At 73.1% G+C, this 17,016-nt stretch carries 18 protein-coding genes; 6 read left to right on the forward strand and 12 right to left on the reverse strand.

The features are described from left to right. On the forward strand, positions 1 to 188 hold a 188-nt coding region (locus tag AB0472_RS34925), incomplete at its 5' end, for a hypothetical protein (protein WP_366362564.1). Between the two features lie 73 nt (positions 189 to 261). On the opposite strand, the gene AB0472_RS34930 is transcribed toward AB0472_RS34925, so the two are convergent. Further along, positions 262 to 921 (reverse strand): response regulator transcription factor, encoded by a 660-nt coding sequence (locus AB0472_RS34930; protein WP_093498522.1) that lies wholly within the window; start codon positions 919 to 921, stop codon positions 262 to 264. Between the two features lie 321 nt (positions 922 to 1,242). Continuing rightward, entirely contained in the window at positions 1,243 to 1,929 is a 687-nt protein-coding gene (locus AB0472_RS34935; protein WP_366362566.1) for a DUF3000 domain-containing protein, read from the reverse strand. 108 nt (positions 1,930 to 2,037) lie between these two features. On the opposite strand from AB0472_RS34935, the gene hemE reads away from it, so the two are divergent. After that, positions 2,038 to 3,105 (forward strand): uroporphyrinogen decarboxylase, encoded by a 1,068-nt coding sequence (gene hemE, locus AB0472_RS34940; protein WP_366362568.1) that lies wholly within the window; start codon positions 2,038 to 2,040, stop codon positions 3,103 to 3,105. A gap of 9 nt (positions 3,106 to 3,114) precedes the next feature. On the opposite strand, the gene AB0472_RS34945 is transcribed toward hemE, so the two are convergent. Then, entirely contained in the window at positions 3,115 to 3,939 is an 825-nt protein-coding gene (locus AB0472_RS34945) for a rhomboid family intramembrane serine protease (RefSeq protein WP_366362570.1), read from the reverse strand. 121 nt (positions 3,940 to 4,060) lie between these two features. Between AB0472_RS34945 and AB0472_RS34950 the strand changes: the two genes are divergently transcribed. Further along, positions 4,061 to 4,369, forward strand: coding sequence for a hypothetical protein (locus tag AB0472_RS34950; protein ID WP_366362572.1), 309 nt, complete (start codon positions 4,061 to 4,063; stop codon positions 4,367 to 4,369). 68 nt (positions 4,370 to 4,437) lie between these two features. Here AB0472_RS34950 and AB0472_RS34955 read toward each other — a convergent pair whose 3' ends face one another. Continuing rightward, entirely contained in the window at positions 4,438 to 5,826 is a 1,389-nt protein-coding gene (locus tag AB0472_RS34955) for an FAD-dependent oxidoreductase (RefSeq protein ID WP_366362574.1), read from the reverse strand. Positions 5,827 to 5,863: 37 nt separating this feature from the next. Next, positions 5,864 to 6,790: a DUF4349 domain-containing protein gene (locus AB0472_RS34960; RefSeq protein WP_366362576.1), complete on the reverse strand. Its 927-nt coding sequence runs from the start codon at positions 6,788 to 6,790 to the stop codon at positions 5,864 to 5,866. A 155-nt stretch (positions 6,791 to 6,945) separates the two neighbouring features. Between AB0472_RS34960 and hemG the strand changes: the two genes are divergently transcribed. Together hemG and hemQ are read left to right on the forward strand one after the other, a co-directional pair. Continuing rightward, complete coding sequence (gene hemG, locus AB0472_RS34965; RefSeq protein ID WP_366362577.1) at positions 6,946 to 8,397, forward strand: protoporphyrinogen oxidase; 1,452 nt, start codon at positions 6,946 to 6,948, stop codon at positions 8,395 to 8,397. A 5-nt stretch (positions 8,398 to 8,402) separates the two neighbouring features. Next, entirely contained in the window at positions 8,403 to 9,134 is a 732-nt protein-coding gene (gene hemQ / locus AB0472_RS34970) for a hydrogen peroxide-dependent heme synthase (RefSeq protein WP_366362579.1), read from the forward strand. 6 nt (positions 9,135 to 9,140) lie between these two features. On the opposite strand, the gene AB0472_RS34975 is transcribed toward hemQ, so the two are convergent. The 6 genes from AB0472_RS34975 to AB0472_RS35000 all read right to left on the reverse strand — a co-directional run bounded on the left by AB0472_RS34975 (position 9,141) and on the right by AB0472_RS35000 (position 15,795). Then, positions 9,141 to 10,787 carry an alpha/beta hydrolase gene (locus AB0472_RS34975; protein ID WP_366362581.1) on the reverse strand — a complete coding sequence of 549 codons (1,647 nt, stop codon included), beginning with the start codon at positions 10,785 to 10,787 and terminating at the stop codon, positions 9,141 to 9,143. A 153-nt stretch (positions 10,788 to 10,940) separates the two neighbouring features. Then, positions 10,941 to 11,720: a TIGR04222 domain-containing membrane protein gene (locus AB0472_RS34980; protein WP_366362583.1), complete on the reverse strand. Its 780-nt coding sequence runs from the start codon at positions 11,718 to 11,720 to the stop codon at positions 10,941 to 10,943. 96 nt (positions 11,721 to 11,816) lie between these two features. Further along, complete coding sequence (locus AB0472_RS34985) at positions 11,817 to 12,608, reverse strand: DUF4142 domain-containing protein (RefSeq protein WP_366362585.1); 792 nt, start codon at positions 12,606 to 12,608, stop codon at positions 11,817 to 11,819. A gap of 183 nt (positions 12,609 to 12,791) precedes the next feature. Further along, on the reverse strand, positions 12,792 to 14,069 hold the full coding sequence (locus tag AB0472_RS34990; protein ID WP_366362586.1) for a DUF692 domain-containing protein: 1,278 nt from the start codon (positions 14,067 to 14,069) through the stop codon (positions 12,792 to 12,794). A gap of 132 nt (positions 14,070 to 14,201) precedes the next feature. Next, positions 14,202 to 14,996, reverse strand: coding sequence for a DUF4142 domain-containing protein (locus AB0472_RS34995; RefSeq protein WP_366362588.1), 795 nt, complete (start codon positions 14,994 to 14,996; stop codon positions 14,202 to 14,204). Between the two features lie 106 nt (positions 14,997 to 15,102). After that, entirely contained in the window at positions 15,103 to 15,795 is a 693-nt protein-coding gene (locus AB0472_RS35000) for a peptidyl-tRNA hydrolase (RefSeq protein ID WP_366362590.1), read from the reverse strand. Positions 15,796 to 15,902: 107 nt separating this feature from the next. Between AB0472_RS35000 and AB0472_RS35005 the strand changes: the two genes are divergently transcribed. Continuing rightward, positions 15,903 to 16,838, forward strand: a complete 936-nt coding sequence (locus AB0472_RS35005; protein ID WP_366362591.1) for an ATP-binding cassette domain-containing protein — start codon at positions 15,903 to 15,905, stop codon at positions 16,836 to 16,838. Here AB0472_RS35005 and AB0472_RS35010 read toward each other — a convergent pair. Beyond that, positions 16,830 to 17,012, reverse strand: coding sequence for a hypothetical protein (locus AB0472_RS35010; RefSeq protein ID WP_366362593.1), 183 nt, complete (start codon positions 17,010 to 17,012; stop codon positions 16,830 to 16,832). The genes AB0472_RS35005 and AB0472_RS35010 overlap by 9 nt on opposite strands. Positions 17,013 to 17,016 lie beyond the last annotated feature (4 nt).

Raw genomic sequence — 17,016 nt, forward strand, 5'->3', positions numbered from 1 at the left:
AGATCTCGTGGTTGTTGGTGATGATCTCGCCGTTGCTGGTGATGACGACGCCGGAGCCGGTGCCGGAGGGTCGTAAACCAGTCAGGCCGGTGAAAGATCAGGTCCACGAACGGGGGACAACAGGTTACGGGCCGACGCCGGACCGCAGCCGGTCGGGTCACGTCGGTGAACGTGTGACCGGTCGGTGACCGACGATCGGTGGTCGGCGCTGGGCCATCAGTGGCAGGCGCCGCCGGTGGCGGGCCGTCGGAGACGGATCGGTCAGTGGATGATGCCGGTGCGCAGGGCCACGGCGACCATCCCGGCGCGGTCGCCCGTGCCGAGCTTGCGGGCGATGCGGGCGAGGTGGCTCTTGACGGTCAGGGCGGACAGCCCCATCGAGACACCGATCGCCTTGTTCGACTGGCCTTCGGCGACCAGCCGGAGCACCTCGACCTCGCGGCCGGAGAGCTCGCGGTAGCCGCCCGGGTGGCTCGGGGCACCCGGGGGGCGGCGGTGCATACGGGCGGCGGAGCCCATCGGGGCGGCACCGGGTCGGGTGGGGAGCCCGATGTTGGTGCGGGTGCCGGTGACGACGTAGCCCTTGACGCCGCCGGCCAGGGCGTTGCGCACGGCACCGATGTCGTCGGCGGCGGACAGGGCCAGGCCGTTGGGCCAGCCCGCCGCGCGGGTCTCGGACAGGAGGGTCAGGCCGGAGCCGTCGGGGAGGTGGACGTCGGCGACGCAGATGTCGCGGGGGTTGCCGATGCGGGGACGAGCCTCCGCGATGGACGAGGCCTCGATGACATCGCGCACGCCGAGCGCCCACAGGTGGCGGGTGACGGTGGAGCGGACGCGCGGGTCGGCCACGACCACCATGGCGGTGGGCTTGTTCGGGCGGTAGGCGACCAGGCTTGCGGGCTGCTCTAGGAGAACGGACACCAGGCCTCCTGGGGTGGGGGACGGGGCCGGCTTGTGGGGAAGAAGCCGGGACGAAACGTGCTTTCAAGGTCACAGTCGTCTTCGGCACCAAACCCGTCCGCCTTTAGAGAATGATCACGATCTGGTGAGTAACAATACGTTCAATTCGGACACGCGATCGATCATCCGAAGATCGAATCGGTTCGGGCCGTTGCGGTACAGGACAGAAAGTGGCCGTATCGACAAAGAGATGGTCAATGCAAGGTGAGTCGACGGGACTCGGATGGAAAGGGTGATTCGGCGGGACCCGGGTGGACGGGTCCCGATCCGCGACGGTCCGGTTCAGCGCGCCTGCGGGTCGCGGCGCTGCGGCAGCGTCACCACCGAGGCGTCGCCGGGGGCGGCCGGCGGCAGACCCGCCACCTGCGCCAGCAGGTCGCACCAGGAAGCGAGGTGGGCGGCGGTGTCCGGCACGCCGGCGCGGCCCTCCCGGGGTGTCCAGGAGGCCCGGATCTCGATCTGCGAGGCGGCGGGGCGCGCGGACAGCCCGCCGAAGTAGTGCGAACTGGCGCGCGTCACGGTCCCGCTCGGCTCGCCGTACGACAGGCCGCGCGCCTGCAGCGCGCCGGTCAGCCACGCCCAGCAGACGTCCGGCAGCAGCGGATCGGCCGCCATCTCCGGCTCCAGCTCCGCGCGTACCAGCGTGACCAGCCGGAACGTGCCGTGCCAGGCCTCGTGCCCGGCCGGGTCGTGCAGCAGCACGAGACGCCCGTCGGCGAGATCCTGCTCGCCGTCGACGACCGCGGCCTCCACGGCGTACGCGAACGGGGCGAGACGCTGCGGGGCGGGCGTCGGCTCCACCTCGACCTGCGGCCGCAGCCGGGCACCGCGCAGTGCGTCGACCGCGGCCCGGAATGCCGGCGGTACCGGTGGCGCCGCACTCCCGGCATGTCCTTCGTCCTCCCCGGTGTCCTTCCCCTCGTCCATCCCGCCAGCGCCGTCCGACAGTCGTCCCTGAGCCGCAGCCATGCGGGGAAGAGTAAGGGGAACGACGCCTTCGCGCAGGGAGAGACACCACCTAAGGACCATGTAAGGGCGGCGCGAGCCCGGCTGCCCGGGCGTGCGAGACTTGCCGTCGTGAGTGCGAACGGAAGCCCCGCGGGCCAGCAGCCGACAGCGACGTACGACAGTGCCTTCCTGAAGGCGTGCAGGCGTGAACCCGTGCCGCACACCCCCGTGTGGTTCATGCGCCAGGCGGGCCGCTCGCTGCCGGAGTACCACAAGGTGCGCGAGGGCATCCCGATGCTGGAGTCGTGCACGCGGCCCGAGCTGGTCGCCGAGATCACGCTCCAGCCGGTCCGCCGGCACGGCGTGGACGCGGCGATCTACTTCAGCGACATCGTCGTCCCGCTCAAGGCCATCGGTGTCGACCTCGACATCAAGCCCGGCGTCGGCCCGGTCGTCGCGCGCCCGATCCGCACCCGCGCCGACCTCGCCCAGCTCCGTGATCTCACCCCCGAGGACGTCTGGTACGTCACCGAGGCCATCGGCCTGCTCACCGCCGAGCTCGGCCCGACCCCGCTGATCGGCTTCGCGGGCGCCCCCTTCACCCTCGCGAGCTACCTCGTCGAGGGCGGCCCCTCGCGCACGTACGAGAACGCCAAGGCGATGATGTACGGCGACCCGGAGCTCTGGGCCGACCTGCTCGACCGCCTCTCCGACATCACGGGCGCGTTCCTCAAGGTGCAGATCGAGGCCGGGGCCTCCGCCGTCCAGCTCTTCGACTCCTGGGCCGGCGCGCTGGCCCCCGCCGACTACCGCCGCTCCGTGCTGCCCGCCTCGGCCAAGGTCTTCGACACCGTCGCCGGGTACGGCGTCCCGCGCATCCACTTCGGCGTCGGCACCGGCGAGCTGCTGCAGCTCATGGGCGAGGCCGGTGCGGACGTCGTCGGCGTCGACTACCGGGTCCCGCTCGACGAGGCCGCCCGCCGCGTCGGCCCCGGCAAGGCGCTCCAGGGCAACCTCGACCCGACCGTCCTGTTCGCCGGCAAGGACGCGGTGGAGACCAAGGCGCGCGAGGTGCTCGACGCGGCCGCCGGTCTCGAGGGCCACGTCTTCAACCTGGGGCACGGCGTGATGCCGTCCACCGACCCGGACGCGCTGACCCGCCTCGTCGAGTTCGTGCACACCGAGAGCGCGCGCTGACCCGGTCCGCTACCAGCCGTGCCGGGGCCGGGCCCGCCTGCCGAACAGCAGGCCGCGCGGCTCCGGCGGCGGAGGCGTGCCCGGCTTGAGCGGCCAGGCGAGCACCATGCCGACCAGGAAGCCGACGATGTGCGCCGCGTACGCCACCGTCCCGGCGTCGGAGACGCCCTCGCCGGACGAGTAGACGGCCTGGAGCACGAACCAGAAGCCCAGCACCAGCCAGGCCGGCAGCCGCAGCGGCAGGAAGACCAGGAACGGGACCAGCACCCAGACCCTGGCCCGCGGGTAGAGGACGAGATACGCGCCCAGCACGCCGGCGATCGCGCCGGACGCGCCGATCAGCGGGTCGCCCGACGAGGCGTTGACGAGCGCGAAGCCGTAGCCGGCCGCGTAACCGCAGAAGACGTAGAAGAGGAAGAAACGGATGTGGCCCATCCGGTCCTCGACGTTGTTGCCGAAGATCAGCAGGAACAGCATGTTGCCCAGCAGGTGCAGCCAGCTGCCGTGCAGGAACATGGCCGTGAAGACCGACAGCGCGGGCGACTTGTCGTAGCCGGGCGGGCCGACGACGCAGCCGGGTCCGTCGCGGCCGACGCCCACCTGGCCGGTCGGGACGACCTGCGGCATCTGATGGTGGATCAGCTCCCGCGGAACCGCCGCGTAGTGGTCCATGAAGGCCTGCAGATGACACAGCTGCGCCAGATCGCTGCCGCCGGCCACGGAGCCGGCTATGCCGGGCGTGAACAGGAAGACGAGCACGTTCGCCGCGATCAGCGCGTACGTCACGTACGGCGTGCGACGCACCGGGTTCACGTCATGAACGGGGATGACCACAGCTGACTAGTGCCCAGGGCGGGGGCGCTCGATGCGCCGGGAGCGCCGGTGAACGTCCCCACGCGCGCGTGCGTATGTCCTTGCGACCGACGTGAGGTTCAGGCGACGTGAGGAACAGGCGATGAACGAGCGGGTTGCTCCCCAGACATTCCCTCCCATGCAGGCCCTGCCCGACGGTGAGGCCGAGATCTCCCTCGTGGTACGGCTGCCCTGGGAGGACGTGGCACGGCTCGGCCAGGAGGCGGGGCGGCTCGCCGCGCAGATGCAGCGGCCGGTGACGCTGGACGAGGCGGTGAGCAACCGGCTGCGGTCGACGCGGCCGGGTGCTGCGCATGCGCGGCCGGGGACCGAGCAGGGGGGTGGGGTTGCCGCGGCTGCGCCGGGTGGTGCGGGGGTGACCTCGTTGCCGAGGATCAGTGGGACGGCCTGATCGCCGTTGCGGGGTGCGGGTACGCTGCGGCTGGTCGCGCAGTTCCCCGCGCCCCTTGCGGGGGCGCTTCAGTGACCGTCGCGCACCTTGGTCGCCGCCTTCCTGGCCGCTACGAGTACCGGGTCCCACACCGGTGAGAACGGCGGGGCGTAGCCCAGGTCCAGGGCCGTCATCTGTTCCACCGTCATGTTCGCGGTGAGGGCGACCGCCGCGATGTCGACCCGTTTGCCCGCGCCCTCCCGGCCGACGATCTGGACGCCGAGCAGGCGGCCCGTGCGGCGTTCGGCGACCATCTTGACCGTCATGGGGCTGGCGCCGGGGTAGTAGCCGGCACGGCTCGTGGACTCGATGGTGACCGCCTCGAACCGCAGGCCCACCCGGAGGGCGTCCTTCTCCCGCAGGCCGGTGCGGGCGATCTCCAGGTCGCAGACCTTGCTCACCGCCGTGCCGACGACCCCCGGGAACGTGGCGTAGCCGCCGCCCACGTTGGTGCCGATCACCTGACCGTGCTTGTTGGCATGGGTGCCCAGCGGGATGTACTGCTCCTGGCCCGACACCAGGTTCAGCACCTCCACGCAGTCGCCGCCCGCCCAGATGTCCTCGTGCCCGCGCACCCGCATCGCGCGGTCGGTGAGCAGCCCGCCGTGCGCGCCGACGGGCAGGCCCGCCGCCTGTGCGAGGCCGGTCTCCGGGCGGACGCCGATGCCCAGGACCACCACGTCCGCCGGGTACTCGGCGTCCTCCGTGGCCACCGCGCGCACCCGGCCGTCCTGGCCGGTGAGGATCTTGGTGACCGCGGCGTCGTTCACCATGGTGATGCCGAGGCCCTCCATCGCCTCGTGCACCAGCCGGCCCATGTCCGGGTCGAGCGTGGACATCGGCTCGCTGCCGCGGTTGACGACGGTCACCTCGTAGCCCCGGTTGATCAGGGCCTCGGCCATCTCGACGCCGATGTAGCCGGCGCCGACCACCACGGCTCGGCGGCCACGCGTGCGTGCCAGCGTGTCGAGGAGGGCCTGGCCGTCGTCCAGGGTCTGCACACCGTGCACCCCCGGTGCGTCCGCGCCCGGCATGTCGGGGCGGATCGGACGGGCGCCGGTACCGATGACGAGCTTGTCGTACGGCGTCCAGGACTCGGCGCCGGAATCGACGTCACGCGCGCGTACCCGCTTCCCGGCCACGTCGATCTCCGTGACCTCGGTGCGCATCCGCAGGTCGATCGCGCGGGTGCGGTGCTCCTCGGGGGAGCGCGCGATCAGCCGGCCGCGCTCCCCGACGTCGCCGCCGACCCAGTACGGGATCCCGCACGCCGAGTAGGAGGTGAAGTGGCCGCGCTCGAAGGCCACGATCTCCAGCTCGTCCGGTCCCCGCAGCCGACGTGCCTGTGACGCCGCGGACATGCCCGCGGCGTCACCGCCGATCACGACCAGTCGTTCCCGCCCACCGTTCATGCTCATGCGAACACGCTACGGGGCGCGGGCATTTCGGTCTCGCTCAGGTCTCGCTGCCGGGCCGGGCGGGGGTACGGCGCCTGCGCGCCGACTTCCACCACAGCAGGGCCGCCAAGGCCGCCACCGCCGCGAAGGGCAGGGCCGCGCCCAGCGCCAGGGCGATCCAGCGCAGCATGGTGACGAAGACGTGCCAGCCCCCGGACACGGCATCGGTGAATCCCGGCGAGTCGTGCTTCGCGGCCGCCCTCTTCACCGGCGTCGGAGTGAGCGACAGGCTGATCGTGGCCATGCTCGTGCGGTCCTTCAGGGACGCCTGCTGGGCCAGCAGGGACTCCAGGTCGGCCTCCCGGCTGCTCAGCTCCCCTTCCAGGGTGACCACGTCACTGAGCTTGGCCGCCCGGTCCATCAGCTCGCGGATCCGGGCCACGCTGGCCCGCTGCGACCTGACACGGCTGTCCACGTCGACCACCTGCTCGGTGACGTCCTGCGCCTTCGCGGTGCGCTCGATCAGCTTGCCGGCGCCCTGGAGGCTGGTGAGCACCTCGTCGTATCTGTCGGTGGGGACCCGGAGGACCACGCGGGTGCGTTCGCGGCCCCCGGAGTCGCGGGTGGTGGTCTCGTCGCCGACGTAGCCGCCGGCGTCCTCGGCCGTGGTGCGGGCCGTGTCCAGGGCCTTCGGTACGTCCTTGACCTCGACGGTCAGGGCGGCGGTGCGGATGATCCGGTTCACCGCGAGGTCGGGCGTGGTCCTGCCGGTCCCACTGCTGCTGCCGCCGGCGCTGCTGCCACCGCTGTCCTTGGCGCCGGCCGAGCCCGCGGCCTCCTTGGCCGCGCTGTTCGCACCGGCCCTGGCGTCGCCGGCGGAGCCGCCGTCGGAAGCGTCGTTCGCACTGCATCCGGTGAGGACGAGGGCGGCGGCGAGCAGGAGTGCGGCGACGGCGGGCCGTACGGGTCGTACGGGATGGCGCATGGTTCCCCCCGGGGGTGGTGGCGACTGACGCGACTTCGACGCCGGGGCGGGGCGCGACGTTCGGGGCCCGGCGGTCCCGGTGCGGTCACGGTCCGGACGCGGACGGGTCACCGGGCCGGGACCGGGGTGCCCGGGCGGTCTGAGAGAGTGAGGTCATGAGCGCAACGGGTACGGGCACGGGCCAGGTCGTCGTCGTCGGAGCCGGGATCGCGGGGCTGGCCGCGGCGCACCGGCTGCTGGAGCGGGGCGCGCACGTGACCGTGCTGGAGGCCTCGGACAGGGTCGGCGGCAAGCTGCTGCCCGGCGAGATCGCCGGCGTGCGGGTCGACCTGGGTGCCGAGTCGATGCTGGCCCGCAGGCCCGAGGCGGTCGCCCTGGCCCGCGCGGCGGGGCTCGGCGAGCGGTTGCAGGCCCCCGCCACGGCCACGGCCGCCATCTGGACCCGGGGCGCCCTGCGCCCCATGCCCAAGGGCCACGTCATGGGCGTCCCCGGCACCGCCGCCGCGCTGTCCGGGGTGCTCTCCGACGAGGGCCTCGCCCGCATCGAGCGCGACGCCGACCTGCCCCGCACCGAGGTCGGCGACGACGTGGCGGTGGGGGAGTACGTCGCCGCCCGCCTGGGCCGGGAGGTCGTCGACCGGCTGGTCGAGCCCCTGCTCGGCGGGGTCTACGCGGGCGACGCCTACCGCATCTCGATGCGCTCCGCGGTCCCGCAGCTCTACCAGGCCGCCAGGGCCCACGACTCGCTGACCGAAGCCGTCCGCGAGATCCAGGCCAGGGCGGTGGCCGACCAGCAGACCGGGCCGGTCTTCATGGGCGTCGAGGGCGGTGTCGGCACCCTGCCGCGCGCGGTCGCCGAGTCGGTCCGGGCCCGCGGCGGCGAGATCCTCACCGGCACGCCCGTGACCGGACTGCGCCGGGATCCCCGGGGCTGGCGGATCACCACGGCCGGCCGCGAACTGCACGCCGACGCCGTGATCGTCGCCGTACCGGCGCCCGTCGCGGCCGGCCTGCTGCGGGCCGAGGCACCCGCCGCCGCGGCCGAGCTGGCCGCCGTCGAGTACGCCTCGATGGCCCTGATCACCCTCGCCTACCGCCGCGCGGAGCTGGACCTCCCCGCCGGCAGCGGCTTCCTCGTCCCGCCCGTCGACGGCCGCACCATCAAGGCCTCCACCTTCGCCTCCCAGAAGTGGGGCTGGATCGCCGACGAGGACCCGGACACCGTCGTCCTGCGCACCTCGGTCGGCCGGTACGGCGAGACCGCGGTCCTCGGCCGCGACGACGCCGACCTCGTCGACCTCTCCCGCCACGACCTGCGCGCGGCCACCGGCCTGACCGCGGCGCCGGTCGCCACCCGCGTGACCCGCTGGACCGACGGCCTGCCCCAGTACCCTGTCGGCCACCACGCGCGCGTGGCCCGCGTCCGTGAGCACGTCGGCAAGCTCCCGGGCCTCGCGGTGTGCGGGGCCCAGTACGACGGCGTCGGCATCCCCGCCTGCATCGCGAGCGCGTACGCGGCGGTGGACCAGCTGGCGGGCGACCTCAGGGGCGTCGAGGAGCTGACGGCCAACCCGGTGCAGAGCCTGCACGGGGGAGCGGGAGAATAGGGACCATGAGTGACGACGCCTCCACCACCGAGTCCGGCAGGATCCCGAACAAGGGCAAGCTGGCCAAGGACCTCAACGAGGTCATCCGCTACACCCTGTGGTCGGTCTTCAAGCTGAAGGACGTGCTGCCCGAGGACCGCGCGGGCTACGCCGACGAGGTCCAGGAGCTGTTCGACCAGCTCGCCGCCAAGGACGTGACCGTCCGCGGCACCTATGACGTCTCCGGACTGCGCGCCGACGCCGACCTGATGATCTGGTGGCACGCGGAGACCAGCGACCAGCTCCAGGAGGCGTACAACCTCTTCCGCCGCACGAAGCTGGGCCGCGCGCTCACGCCGGTGTGGTCGAACATGGCGCTGCACCGCCCCGCCGAGTTCAACCGCTCGCACATCCCGGCGTTCCTCGCCGACGAGACCCCGCGCAACTACGTCAGCGTGTACCCCTTCGTCCGGTCGTACGACTGGTACCTGCTGCCGGACGAGGACCGCCGCCGGATGCTCGCGGACCACGGCAAGATGGCCCGCGGCTACCCGGACGTGCGGGCCAACACGGTCGCCTCGTTCTCGCTCGGCGACTACGAGTGGATGCTGGCCTTCGAGGCCGACGAGCTGTACCGCATCGTCGACCTCATGCGCCACCTGCGCGGTTCCGAGGCCCGCCGGCACGTCCGCGAGGAGGTGCCGTTCTACACCGGGCGCCGCAAGTCGGTGGCCGACCTGGTCGCGGGCCTCGCCTGACGCCCGTCAGTGCCGGCCGGTCCTGCCCTTCAGGGAGTCCCGTGGGCTCTTCCCCCGGGCATGGTCGGCCGGCGCGCTCGCCTTCGGCTCAGCGTGCCCCGCGCACGAGGCGTGCCGCTGCGGGAGCCGGCCCTCCAGCAGGTAGGCCTCCAGGTAGCCGTTCACGCACTTGTTGGGGCCGCCGCCGATGCCGTGCGTGCCGGCGTCCCGCTCGGTCACCAGCACCGAGTCGGACAGCCGCCGGTTCATCTCCAGCGCGCCCGCGTACGGCGTGGCCGCGTCCCGTTCGGCCTGCAGGATGAGTGTCGGCGGCAGCTCACCTGAGCCCGTGCGCACGTCCAGCGGCTGCTGCCGGGGCACCGGCCAGTAGGCGCACGGCAGGTTCATGAAGGCGTTGTCCCAGGTCTCGAAGGGCGCCACGCGCGCGAGCCGGGTGTTGTCCCGGTTCCAGGTCGCCCACTTCGTCGGCCAGGACGCGTCGTTGCACTCGACGGCCGTGTAGACCGCGTTGCCGTTCTCCGCCTCGGCGGCCGTCTCCGCCGCCGGTGCCGCCAGCCGGACCAAGGGCTTGGCGTCCCCGTGCAGGAACTTCGACAGCGCCTCCGCCCGGCTCGGCCAGAAGTCGTCGTAGTACCCGGCCGACAGGAACGCGCCCTGCAACTGTCCCGGCCCGACCTTCCCGCCGGCCGCCTTCCTGGCCAGCCGCCTGCTCGCCTTGTCGTAGTTCGCCTGTACCTTCGCGGCCGTGTCGCCGAGCTTGTACACGGCGTCGTTCCTGGCGATCCACTCGCGGAAGTCCGCCCAGCGGCTCTCGAACGCGGCCGACTGCTCCAGGTTGTTGCGGTACCAGACCTGCGCCGGGTCCGGGTCCACCGCCGAGTCCAGCACCATCCGCCGTACGTGCGAGGGGAAGAGGGTCGCGTACAGCGCGCCGAAGTAGGTTCCGTAGGAGGCGCCCATGAAGGTAAGCCGGTTCTCGCCGAGCGCCGCGCGCAGCACGTCCAGGTCGCGGGCGTTGTTGAGCGAGGTGTAGTGACGGAGTCCGCTCCCGGAGCGCTTCAGGCAGCCCTTGGCGTACGCCTTCGCCTCCTTGATCCGGGCCTTCTTGTACTCCTCGGAGGGGTGTGCCGGCGACTGCGACGGCGCCTTGTAGAAGTGCTTGGGGTCGACGCAGGACAGCGGGGCCGAGCGGTCGACACCGCGCGGGGCGTAGCCGACCAGGTCGTAGGCGGCGGCGATGCGCTTCCACTCGGACTGCACGCCGATCATCGGGAACAGCATGCCGGAGGCGCCGGGGCCGCCCGGGTTGTAGACCAGGACGCCCTGCCGGGGGACCCGGCGCTTGCTGTTGTGCGGGTCCTTGTGGGTGGCCACCACCCGGCTGACGGTCAGTCTGATCTGCTTGCCGTCCGGGTGCGCGTAGTCCAGCGGGACAGTGACCGTGCCGCACCGGAAGGTGTCCGGCGCCTCCAGGTCGGCGGCGCACCTGCCGAAGTCGATGCCGGCCGCGCGGGCCCGTGCGGCGGCCACGGCGGTGCCGTGCAGTTCGGCCGCCGCCGTGTCCGGGACGCGGGGGGCGCTTCCGGCCGGGGCCGCGGCCAGGGTGGTCAGGATCAGGGACCCGGCTGCCGAGTACAGGGCGGGGGCTCTCATGCGTATCCCTTCGGTGCAACGGCTGCGGTGGCGTGGCGGCAAGGGCACCGCAGCGACTGCACGGCAGCAATAAAAGGGATATTTCGATCGGTTGCCGGTGAAGGCAAGCACCATCGGGCCGGTGTCGGCGCAATGCCCCCTATGCGCCCCCGCTCACTCCCGCGGCAGCTGGTCCCGGTGTGCGAAGGCCGCACGCAGCTCCGGCTCGCCGATCGCGCGGATGCCCCGCACGGCGACGGAGGCCAGCAGCGAGTGGTCGTCGGCCGCGCGGTTCGCCCGCCGGTGCAGCGTGCCGAGCAGCCGCTGGCCGGCCGGCGAGGCCCAGCGCGAGTACGGGTGCACCTCGACCCGGGCGATGGCCAGGCAGCTCAGCGTCAGGGTGAGGGGCAGCGCGAACCAGACGGCGACCAGATCGCGCGGCATCCCGGTCGGAGCGGGCAGCGTGAGCGCGACGACGGCGAGACCGAGGATCGCCAGCGCGGCGGCCCGGACCTGCCGGACACCGGAGGCGACCGTCGTCCGCGCCGCCGTGTCGGGCACCGCGAGCCCCGCCCGCACCAGCTCCTCGCCGAGACTGCGCACCGCGTCCGTGTCGGCCGCCGCCGAGCGCACCGGGGCTATCCGGGACTGCCCCTCGGGCCCGATGGCCCCTATCACCGACCGCTCCATCTCGTCCCGGCCCCGCGGGTCCACGACGGTCGCCCAGCCGGTGTGGGCGAGCAGCAGCCGCCGTTGCCGGGCCATGGACACCAGCGTCAGATCGGCGACCCGGGCGGGTCCGCCGGACAGGAACGCGGCCTCGTACAGCGTCAGATCGTGTCCGTGGCCCGCGTCCGCGTCGACGGCCGCCGTCCGTACGGCGGCCAGGCACAGCCGGGTGCAGGCGGTGCCGGCGACGGCCCAGGCCAGGAGCAGGAGAAGGACCCAGAACATGACACGTTTCTATGCCAGGGTCCTGGCCACCGCCATGCCCTGTTCACATTCCGGACCGAGTGTTGTAGGTATGTGACGTTCCGTTTCCCGCGCAGGTCAGGGGTTCTGGGCCGCCGCCTCCGGACTGGCCGTGGCGGGCGGCAGCGTGTACGTCGGGGACGGCACCGGCGCCGGCGCGGGTGCGATCGGGGTCGCGTCCGCCGGGGCGACGACGGGCGGTGAGGCCACGGGGGAGGGCGTGGTGACCAACTGCCGGGCCAGCGTGCCGAAGTCGACGTAGCCGGTCGCCTCCAGGACCTTGATGTGGTCCAGGACGGTGCTGTTGGCGTCGTCGGCGAGATCGCGGACCAGGGTGTTCTGGGTGGCGACGCGGACCTGGGCGACCACGGAGAAGACCCGGCCGTGCGCCAGCCGCACGATGTTCGCGAACTCCCGGTCGAAGTCCTGCCCCTGCGCGGCGGTCAGCGTGGCGAGCCACTGCTGTTGCTGGACGTTCGGCGCGTTCGGGATCGGCACGCCGAGCTGGGTGGCGACGGTGCGGACGTGGGCGTCGAGGGAGGTGTGCCCGTCGACGAGGTGCTGCCCGGCCGTCCGTACGGCGGCCGTGGTGCCCTTCTGCTCCGCCATCTCCCCGGCCGGCAGCTCCCAGAGCCCGGCGAGGCGGACCTTCACGATGAAGTCCCGGTCCTGCGCGGACAGCGGGCCGTACGCCGTCGACACGGTCTGGGCGCTGAGCACGTTCACCGAGCCGGTGGGGTCGGAACGGTCGGCGTACGACCAGATCGGGAACACCAGGGCGGCGAGGGTCGCCGCGAGACAGACGATGATCAGCCCGGTACCGCTGAATATGCCTCGTCCCTGGACGGGGGGTCGGGGTCGCGCGCGCATGATGCCTCCTGCACCGCACGGTGGGGCTTCGCCGCGCGGGATTGGCATATTACCGAGGGGTCGCCGCGGGGGTGCCGTCGGTCGGTCGGCCGCGAGTGCTTCGTGGCTGGTCGCGCAGTTCCTCCCCGGCCTTCGGCCGGGGAGCATCCGGCAAGCGTCGGTGAGCGTCGCCACCCCCGGCCGTTACCCCCGCCGCAGCAACGTCCCCCACGCGCGCGATCGCCGAGGCGCCGACCCCGCCCGCTCCAGCCACCACTGCTCCAGCGGCCGCCGGTCGAAGCCTCCGCCGCCCGCCCGCAGCAGCTCCGCCGCGAACTCCAGGGCGTCCCGCCGGTAGCCCCCCGGCATCGGCCGCTCCTGCGCGTACGCCAGGAACGCCGGCCGGTACCCCGCCCCCAGCATCCGCGGCAGCTCCGGTGCGATCCTCGCCACCACGTCCGCCCGCTTCGCGGCCAGCGCCCGCGCCTGCACCCCCATCCGCGCCCGGTCGAACCCCTCCGGCACCGGGGTCCCCGCGACCAGCGACGACAGCACCGCGGTCTGCGCGAGCCCGACCCGCTGCCGGACGGCGCTGGGGACGTCGGGGGCGGCGGCCGATGACGGGGGTTCCCACGGGCCGGCCGCCGCCGCGCCGCCCGCCGTCACGGCCGCCCGGATCGCCGCCAGCTCCCGCTCCAGCTCGGCCGGTTCCGGGAAGTTCTCGTCCCGCTCCAGCAGCACACCGGGCGGCGCCACCCGGGAGGCGAGGTGGGTCAGCACGTCCAGGACCGCCGGAGGCACCGGGTGGGCGTGGCTGTCGTGCCAGACGCCGTCCCGCTCGAAGCCGCCCGCGACATGGACGTAGGCGATCGCCTCGACGGGAAGTCCGGCGAGTGCCTCGGCCGGGTCCTCGCCTCGGTTGACGTGGTTGGTGTGCAGGTTCGCCACGTCGATCAGCAGCCGTACCCCGGTACGGTCCACGAGGTCGTACAGGAACTGCCCCTCGGTCATCTCCTCGCCCGGCCACGAGACGATCGCGGCGATGTTCTCGACGGCGAGCGGCACGGGCAGCGCGGCCTGGGCGATGCGGACGTTCTCGCAGAGCACGTCGAGGGCGTCCCGGGTCCGCGGGACGGGCAGCAGGTGGCCCGCCTCCAGGACCGGCGAGGCCGTGCGCGGGCCGCCCGCGCGGACGAACGCGATGTGCTCGGTGACCAGCGGCGAGCCCAGCGCCGCCACCCGCTCGGCGAGCGCGGCGAGCCGGTCCTCGTCCGGGCGGTCCGCGCCGCCGAGGCCCAGCGAGACACCGTGCGGCACGACCGTCACCCCGCGCTCGCGCAGCCGCCGCAGCGAGTCGGGGAGGTGGCCCGGGCAGGTGTTCTCCGCCACGACCTCGACCCAGTCGATGCCCGGCATGCGCTCCACGGCGTCCGCGATCTCCGGCCGCCAGCCGATGCCCGTGCCCAGCCGCTCCAGGGCCATGGTCGTCCCCCTCCTGCTCCGACCTGTTCCGGATGACGGGGGTATGGCCCCGGAGTGCGGCCGCGAACCGTGTTGTCTGCCGCTTCAGAGCAACATTTGAGGTTCGCGGCCGCACTCCGGGGAGCTGTCGGGCTAGCGGCTGAGGACGCCGCCCTCGGAGTCCTCGGGGTCCGGGCGCGCGGTGTTCACCGTGCCCGGTTCGCCGGGGGAGGGCCGGGACGTGGTGCGCACGTCGCCGTCGGCCTGCGCGGCCGGCGCGGAGGGCGCCACCACCCCGGGCGCCGGCACCGGCGGGCCGGTCGGGCTGGCCGTGGCCGCGTTGGCGATCTCGTTGGCGATGGCCTCGAAGTCGACCTTGCCGGTCTTCTCGAGGATCGTGATGTGGTCGAGCACGGTCTGGTTGGTGTCCGAGGCGAGCTGCCGTACCAGGCTGTTGCGGGTGGTGTTCCGCACCGTCCCGATCGCCGGGAAGATCTTGCCGTGCGCGGCCCGCAGCAGGTTCACGAACTTGTACTCGTACTCGGTGCCGGTCGCGGCCGACATCTCGTCGAGCCAGCCCTGCTGCTGCTCGTTCGGCACGTTGGGCAGCTCGACGCCCAGTTGTGCGGCGACGATCCGGACGCGCCGGTCGAGGTCCGTGTGGCCCACGACGAGGTGATCGCCGGCCTCCTTGATCGCCGCGCTCGGTGCCCGCTGGATCGCCTGCTGCCCGGCCGGCAGCTCCCACAGCCCGGCGAGCCGGACCCGCACGATCAGATCGCGGTCGGAGGCGGACAGCGGACCCCACTGGGTGGCCACCGTGCCCGCCGCCAGGTTCGCCTGCCCGGTGCCGGAGCGGTCGGCGTACGACCACACGGGGTAGGCGAGCGCCCCGAGCGTGGTGGCCAGGGCCGCCAGGATCATGGCCGTACCGTTGAAACGCCGCAAGGGATGCCTCCCCGTGTCGCTGGTTCAGTGCCAGGACGTACGGGAGCGACGGCGACCGTGTTCAAACAAACGGCAAAGTTTGCCAGGGAAGTCAAAAAACTCCAGGTCAGCGCAGTGCCGGATGGTCCGCGACCACCGTGCAGCTGCCCGGCGCGATCTCGGTGAAACCGGCGTCCCTCACCAACGGCAGCCCGCTGCCCGTCAGTTCACGCCACTCGGCCGGATCGGCGGTCCGTACGGCGAGCGGGAACCCGGCGTCGCGCCACGCCTCCCGCTCCTCCTCCGACAGCGCCCACCAGGCCAGTTGGGCCCCGTGCCCGGCCTGCGCCATCGCCTTCCCGGCCGACATCTCCAGCTCCGGGTTCAGCCACAGCACAGGCATGGACCGGTCGGCGCCCGCGGGCGGCTCGGGGTCGTCCAGCTCGGTCCCGGACACCTGCAGCTTCGCCAGCTCCCGGGGCCACCCGTCCAGGGGAACCGGCGGGAACACCCGTACCTCGGCCGACTTTCCGGTGAGGGTGATCCCGGGCAGCTCCCCGGCCCGCCGCCACTCGGCCCCCCGGGCCCGCCGGACGACCTTCCGGATCCGCGCGTCCTCCCAGTCCCGGACAGCCTGCGCCCACTCCCCGTCGCCGAGCGCCCGAGCGTCACTGAGCATGGTCAGCACCGCCCGCGCGGCGGTTTCGAGTGCGTCGGTCCGAGCAGGCGGACCCGACTTCTCCACCCGCACGACAAGAGGCAGCACGAACTGGGGTGCTTCGTCCCGACTGTTCGCCGTGACCTGAAAAGGAGCGCTCACCGCACCAACCTATAAGGGGGGCGGGGAACTGCGCGAACGGCCCCCACACACCCGCGGACCGTACACCACCGAAACTCACCGCCCCGATCCCGCACCACAATGTCCCCATGCACCGTGATCTTGAACTGGCCCGCGTAGGCCGCCGCTACGGCATACGCGGCCCCTGGGTGTCAAGAGACGTCGACCTCACCCTCACCCCCGGCTCCCTCACCCGCGTGGAAGGAGCGAACGGCACCGGCAAGTCCACCCTGCTCCGCATCGTCGCCGGCATGGGCACCCCCACCGAGGGCCGCATCACCGGCCGTCCCCGCACCGCGTACGTCCCCGAGCGCTTCCCCTCCGCCCTCCCCTTCACCCCCTCCGGCTACCTCACCCACCTCGGCACCGTCCACGGTCTCTCCCGCAGGTCGGCGACCGCCCGCGCGGCGACCTGGCTGGAGCGGTTCGGCGCCGCCGCCTACGCGGCCACGCCCATGGCCCAGCTCTCCAAGGGCACCAGCCAGAAGGTCGCCGTCGCCCAGGCGCTGCTCGCCGACCCCGAACTCCTCGTCCTGGACGAGGCCTGGACCGGCCTGGACACCGAGGCCCGCGCCGAGCTGGAGCGGGCCGTCGCCGAGCGCACCGCCGCCGGGGGCGCCGTGGTGTTCGTCGACCACGATCCCCGGCGGCTCGCGGGCGCACCCGACGCGATCCACCAGATCGTCGACGGCACCCTCACACCCCGTGCCGCACAGGCGAGTCCACCCGCAGGTCCGCTCACCTCGGTCACCGTCCGGGGCCCGGCCGTCGGCCGGCTGCCCGCCGACGCGACCCGCACGGCGGCCTCGGCGGCGGAACCGGCACCCGGCACCTACCGTCTTACGGTTCCCGCGTCCCACTCGGACGTGGTCCTGCGCGCCCTGCTCACGGCCCGCCCGCCCTGGCACGTGGTCTCCGTCAGCCCCTCGCACAGCCCAGACGACCTGCCGGTGGCCGCGGCGGCCGTGCTCGCCGCCGCGGCCTTCACCCTGGCCTGCGCCCTCAACGGCCGCCGCTCATCCTGAGCAGGCGGTCCGCTGGGCCTCCTGCCACTCGCACCGCGGGCACAACGTGATGCCCCGGTACGACTCCGGGTACTCCGTCGGCTCCCGGCACAGCACGCACTCGGCGTACGGCGGCCCCTCCGCCCCCGGCGCCTTCGCGGCCTCGTCGGTCGTGCAGTAGCCCTCGTCGCTCATGCCT

The sequence above is a fragment of the Streptomyces sp. NPDC086777 genome (assembly GCF_040702065.1).
GTDB lineage: Bacteria > Actinomycetota > Actinomycetes > Streptomycetales > Streptomycetaceae > Streptomyces.

Excerpts from the sequence above, each read along its gene's own strand:
- AB0472_RS34935 (WP_366362566.1), bottom strand. The coding sequence starts at position 1,929 with ATGGCTGCGGCTCAGGGACGACTGTCGGACGGCGCTGGCGGGATGGAC.
- AB0472_RS34990 (WP_366362586.1), bottom strand. The coding sequence starts at position 14,069 with ATGGCCCTGGAGCGGCTGGGCACGGGCATCGGCTGGCGGCCGGAGATC.
- AB0472_RS34960 (WP_366362576.1), bottom strand. The coding sequence starts at position 6,790 with ATGCGCCATCCCGTACGACCCGTACGGCCCGCCGTCGCCGCACTCCTG.
- AB0472_RS34975 (WP_366362581.1), bottom strand. The coding sequence starts at position 10,787 with ATGAGAGCCCCCGCCCTGTACTCGGCAGCCGGGTCCCTGATCCTGACC.
- AB0472_RS35005 (WP_366362591.1), top strand. The coding sequence starts at position 15,903 with ATGCACCGTGATCTTGAACTGGCCCGCGTAGGCCGCCGCTACGGCATA.
- AB0472_RS34980 (WP_366362583.1), bottom strand. The coding sequence starts at position 11,720 with ATGTTCTGGGTCCTTCTCCTGCTCCTGGCCTGGGCCGTCGCCGGCACC.
- hemQ (WP_366362579.1), top strand. The coding sequence starts at position 8,403 with ATGAGTGACGACGCCTCCACCACCGAGTCCGGCAGGATCCCGAACAAG.
- AB0472_RS34955 (WP_366362574.1), bottom strand. The coding sequence starts at position 5,826 with ATGAGCATGAACGGTGGGCGGGAACGACTGGTCGTGATCGGCGGTGAC.
- hemG (WP_366362577.1), top strand. The coding sequence starts at position 6,946 with ATGAGCGCAACGGGTACGGGCACGGGCCAGGTCGTCGTCGTCGGAGCC.
- AB0472_RS34985 (WP_366362585.1), bottom strand. The coding sequence starts at position 12,608 with ATGCGCGCGCGACCCCGACCCCCCGTCCAGGGACGAGGCATATTCAGC.
- AB0472_RS34950 (WP_366362572.1), top strand. The coding sequence starts at position 4,061 with ATGAACGAGCGGGTTGCTCCCCAGACATTCCCTCCCATGCAGGCCCTG.
- AB0472_RS35010 (WP_366362593.1), bottom strand. The coding sequence starts at position 17,012 with ATGAGCGACGAGGGCTACTGCACGACCGACGAGGCCGCGAAGGCGCCG.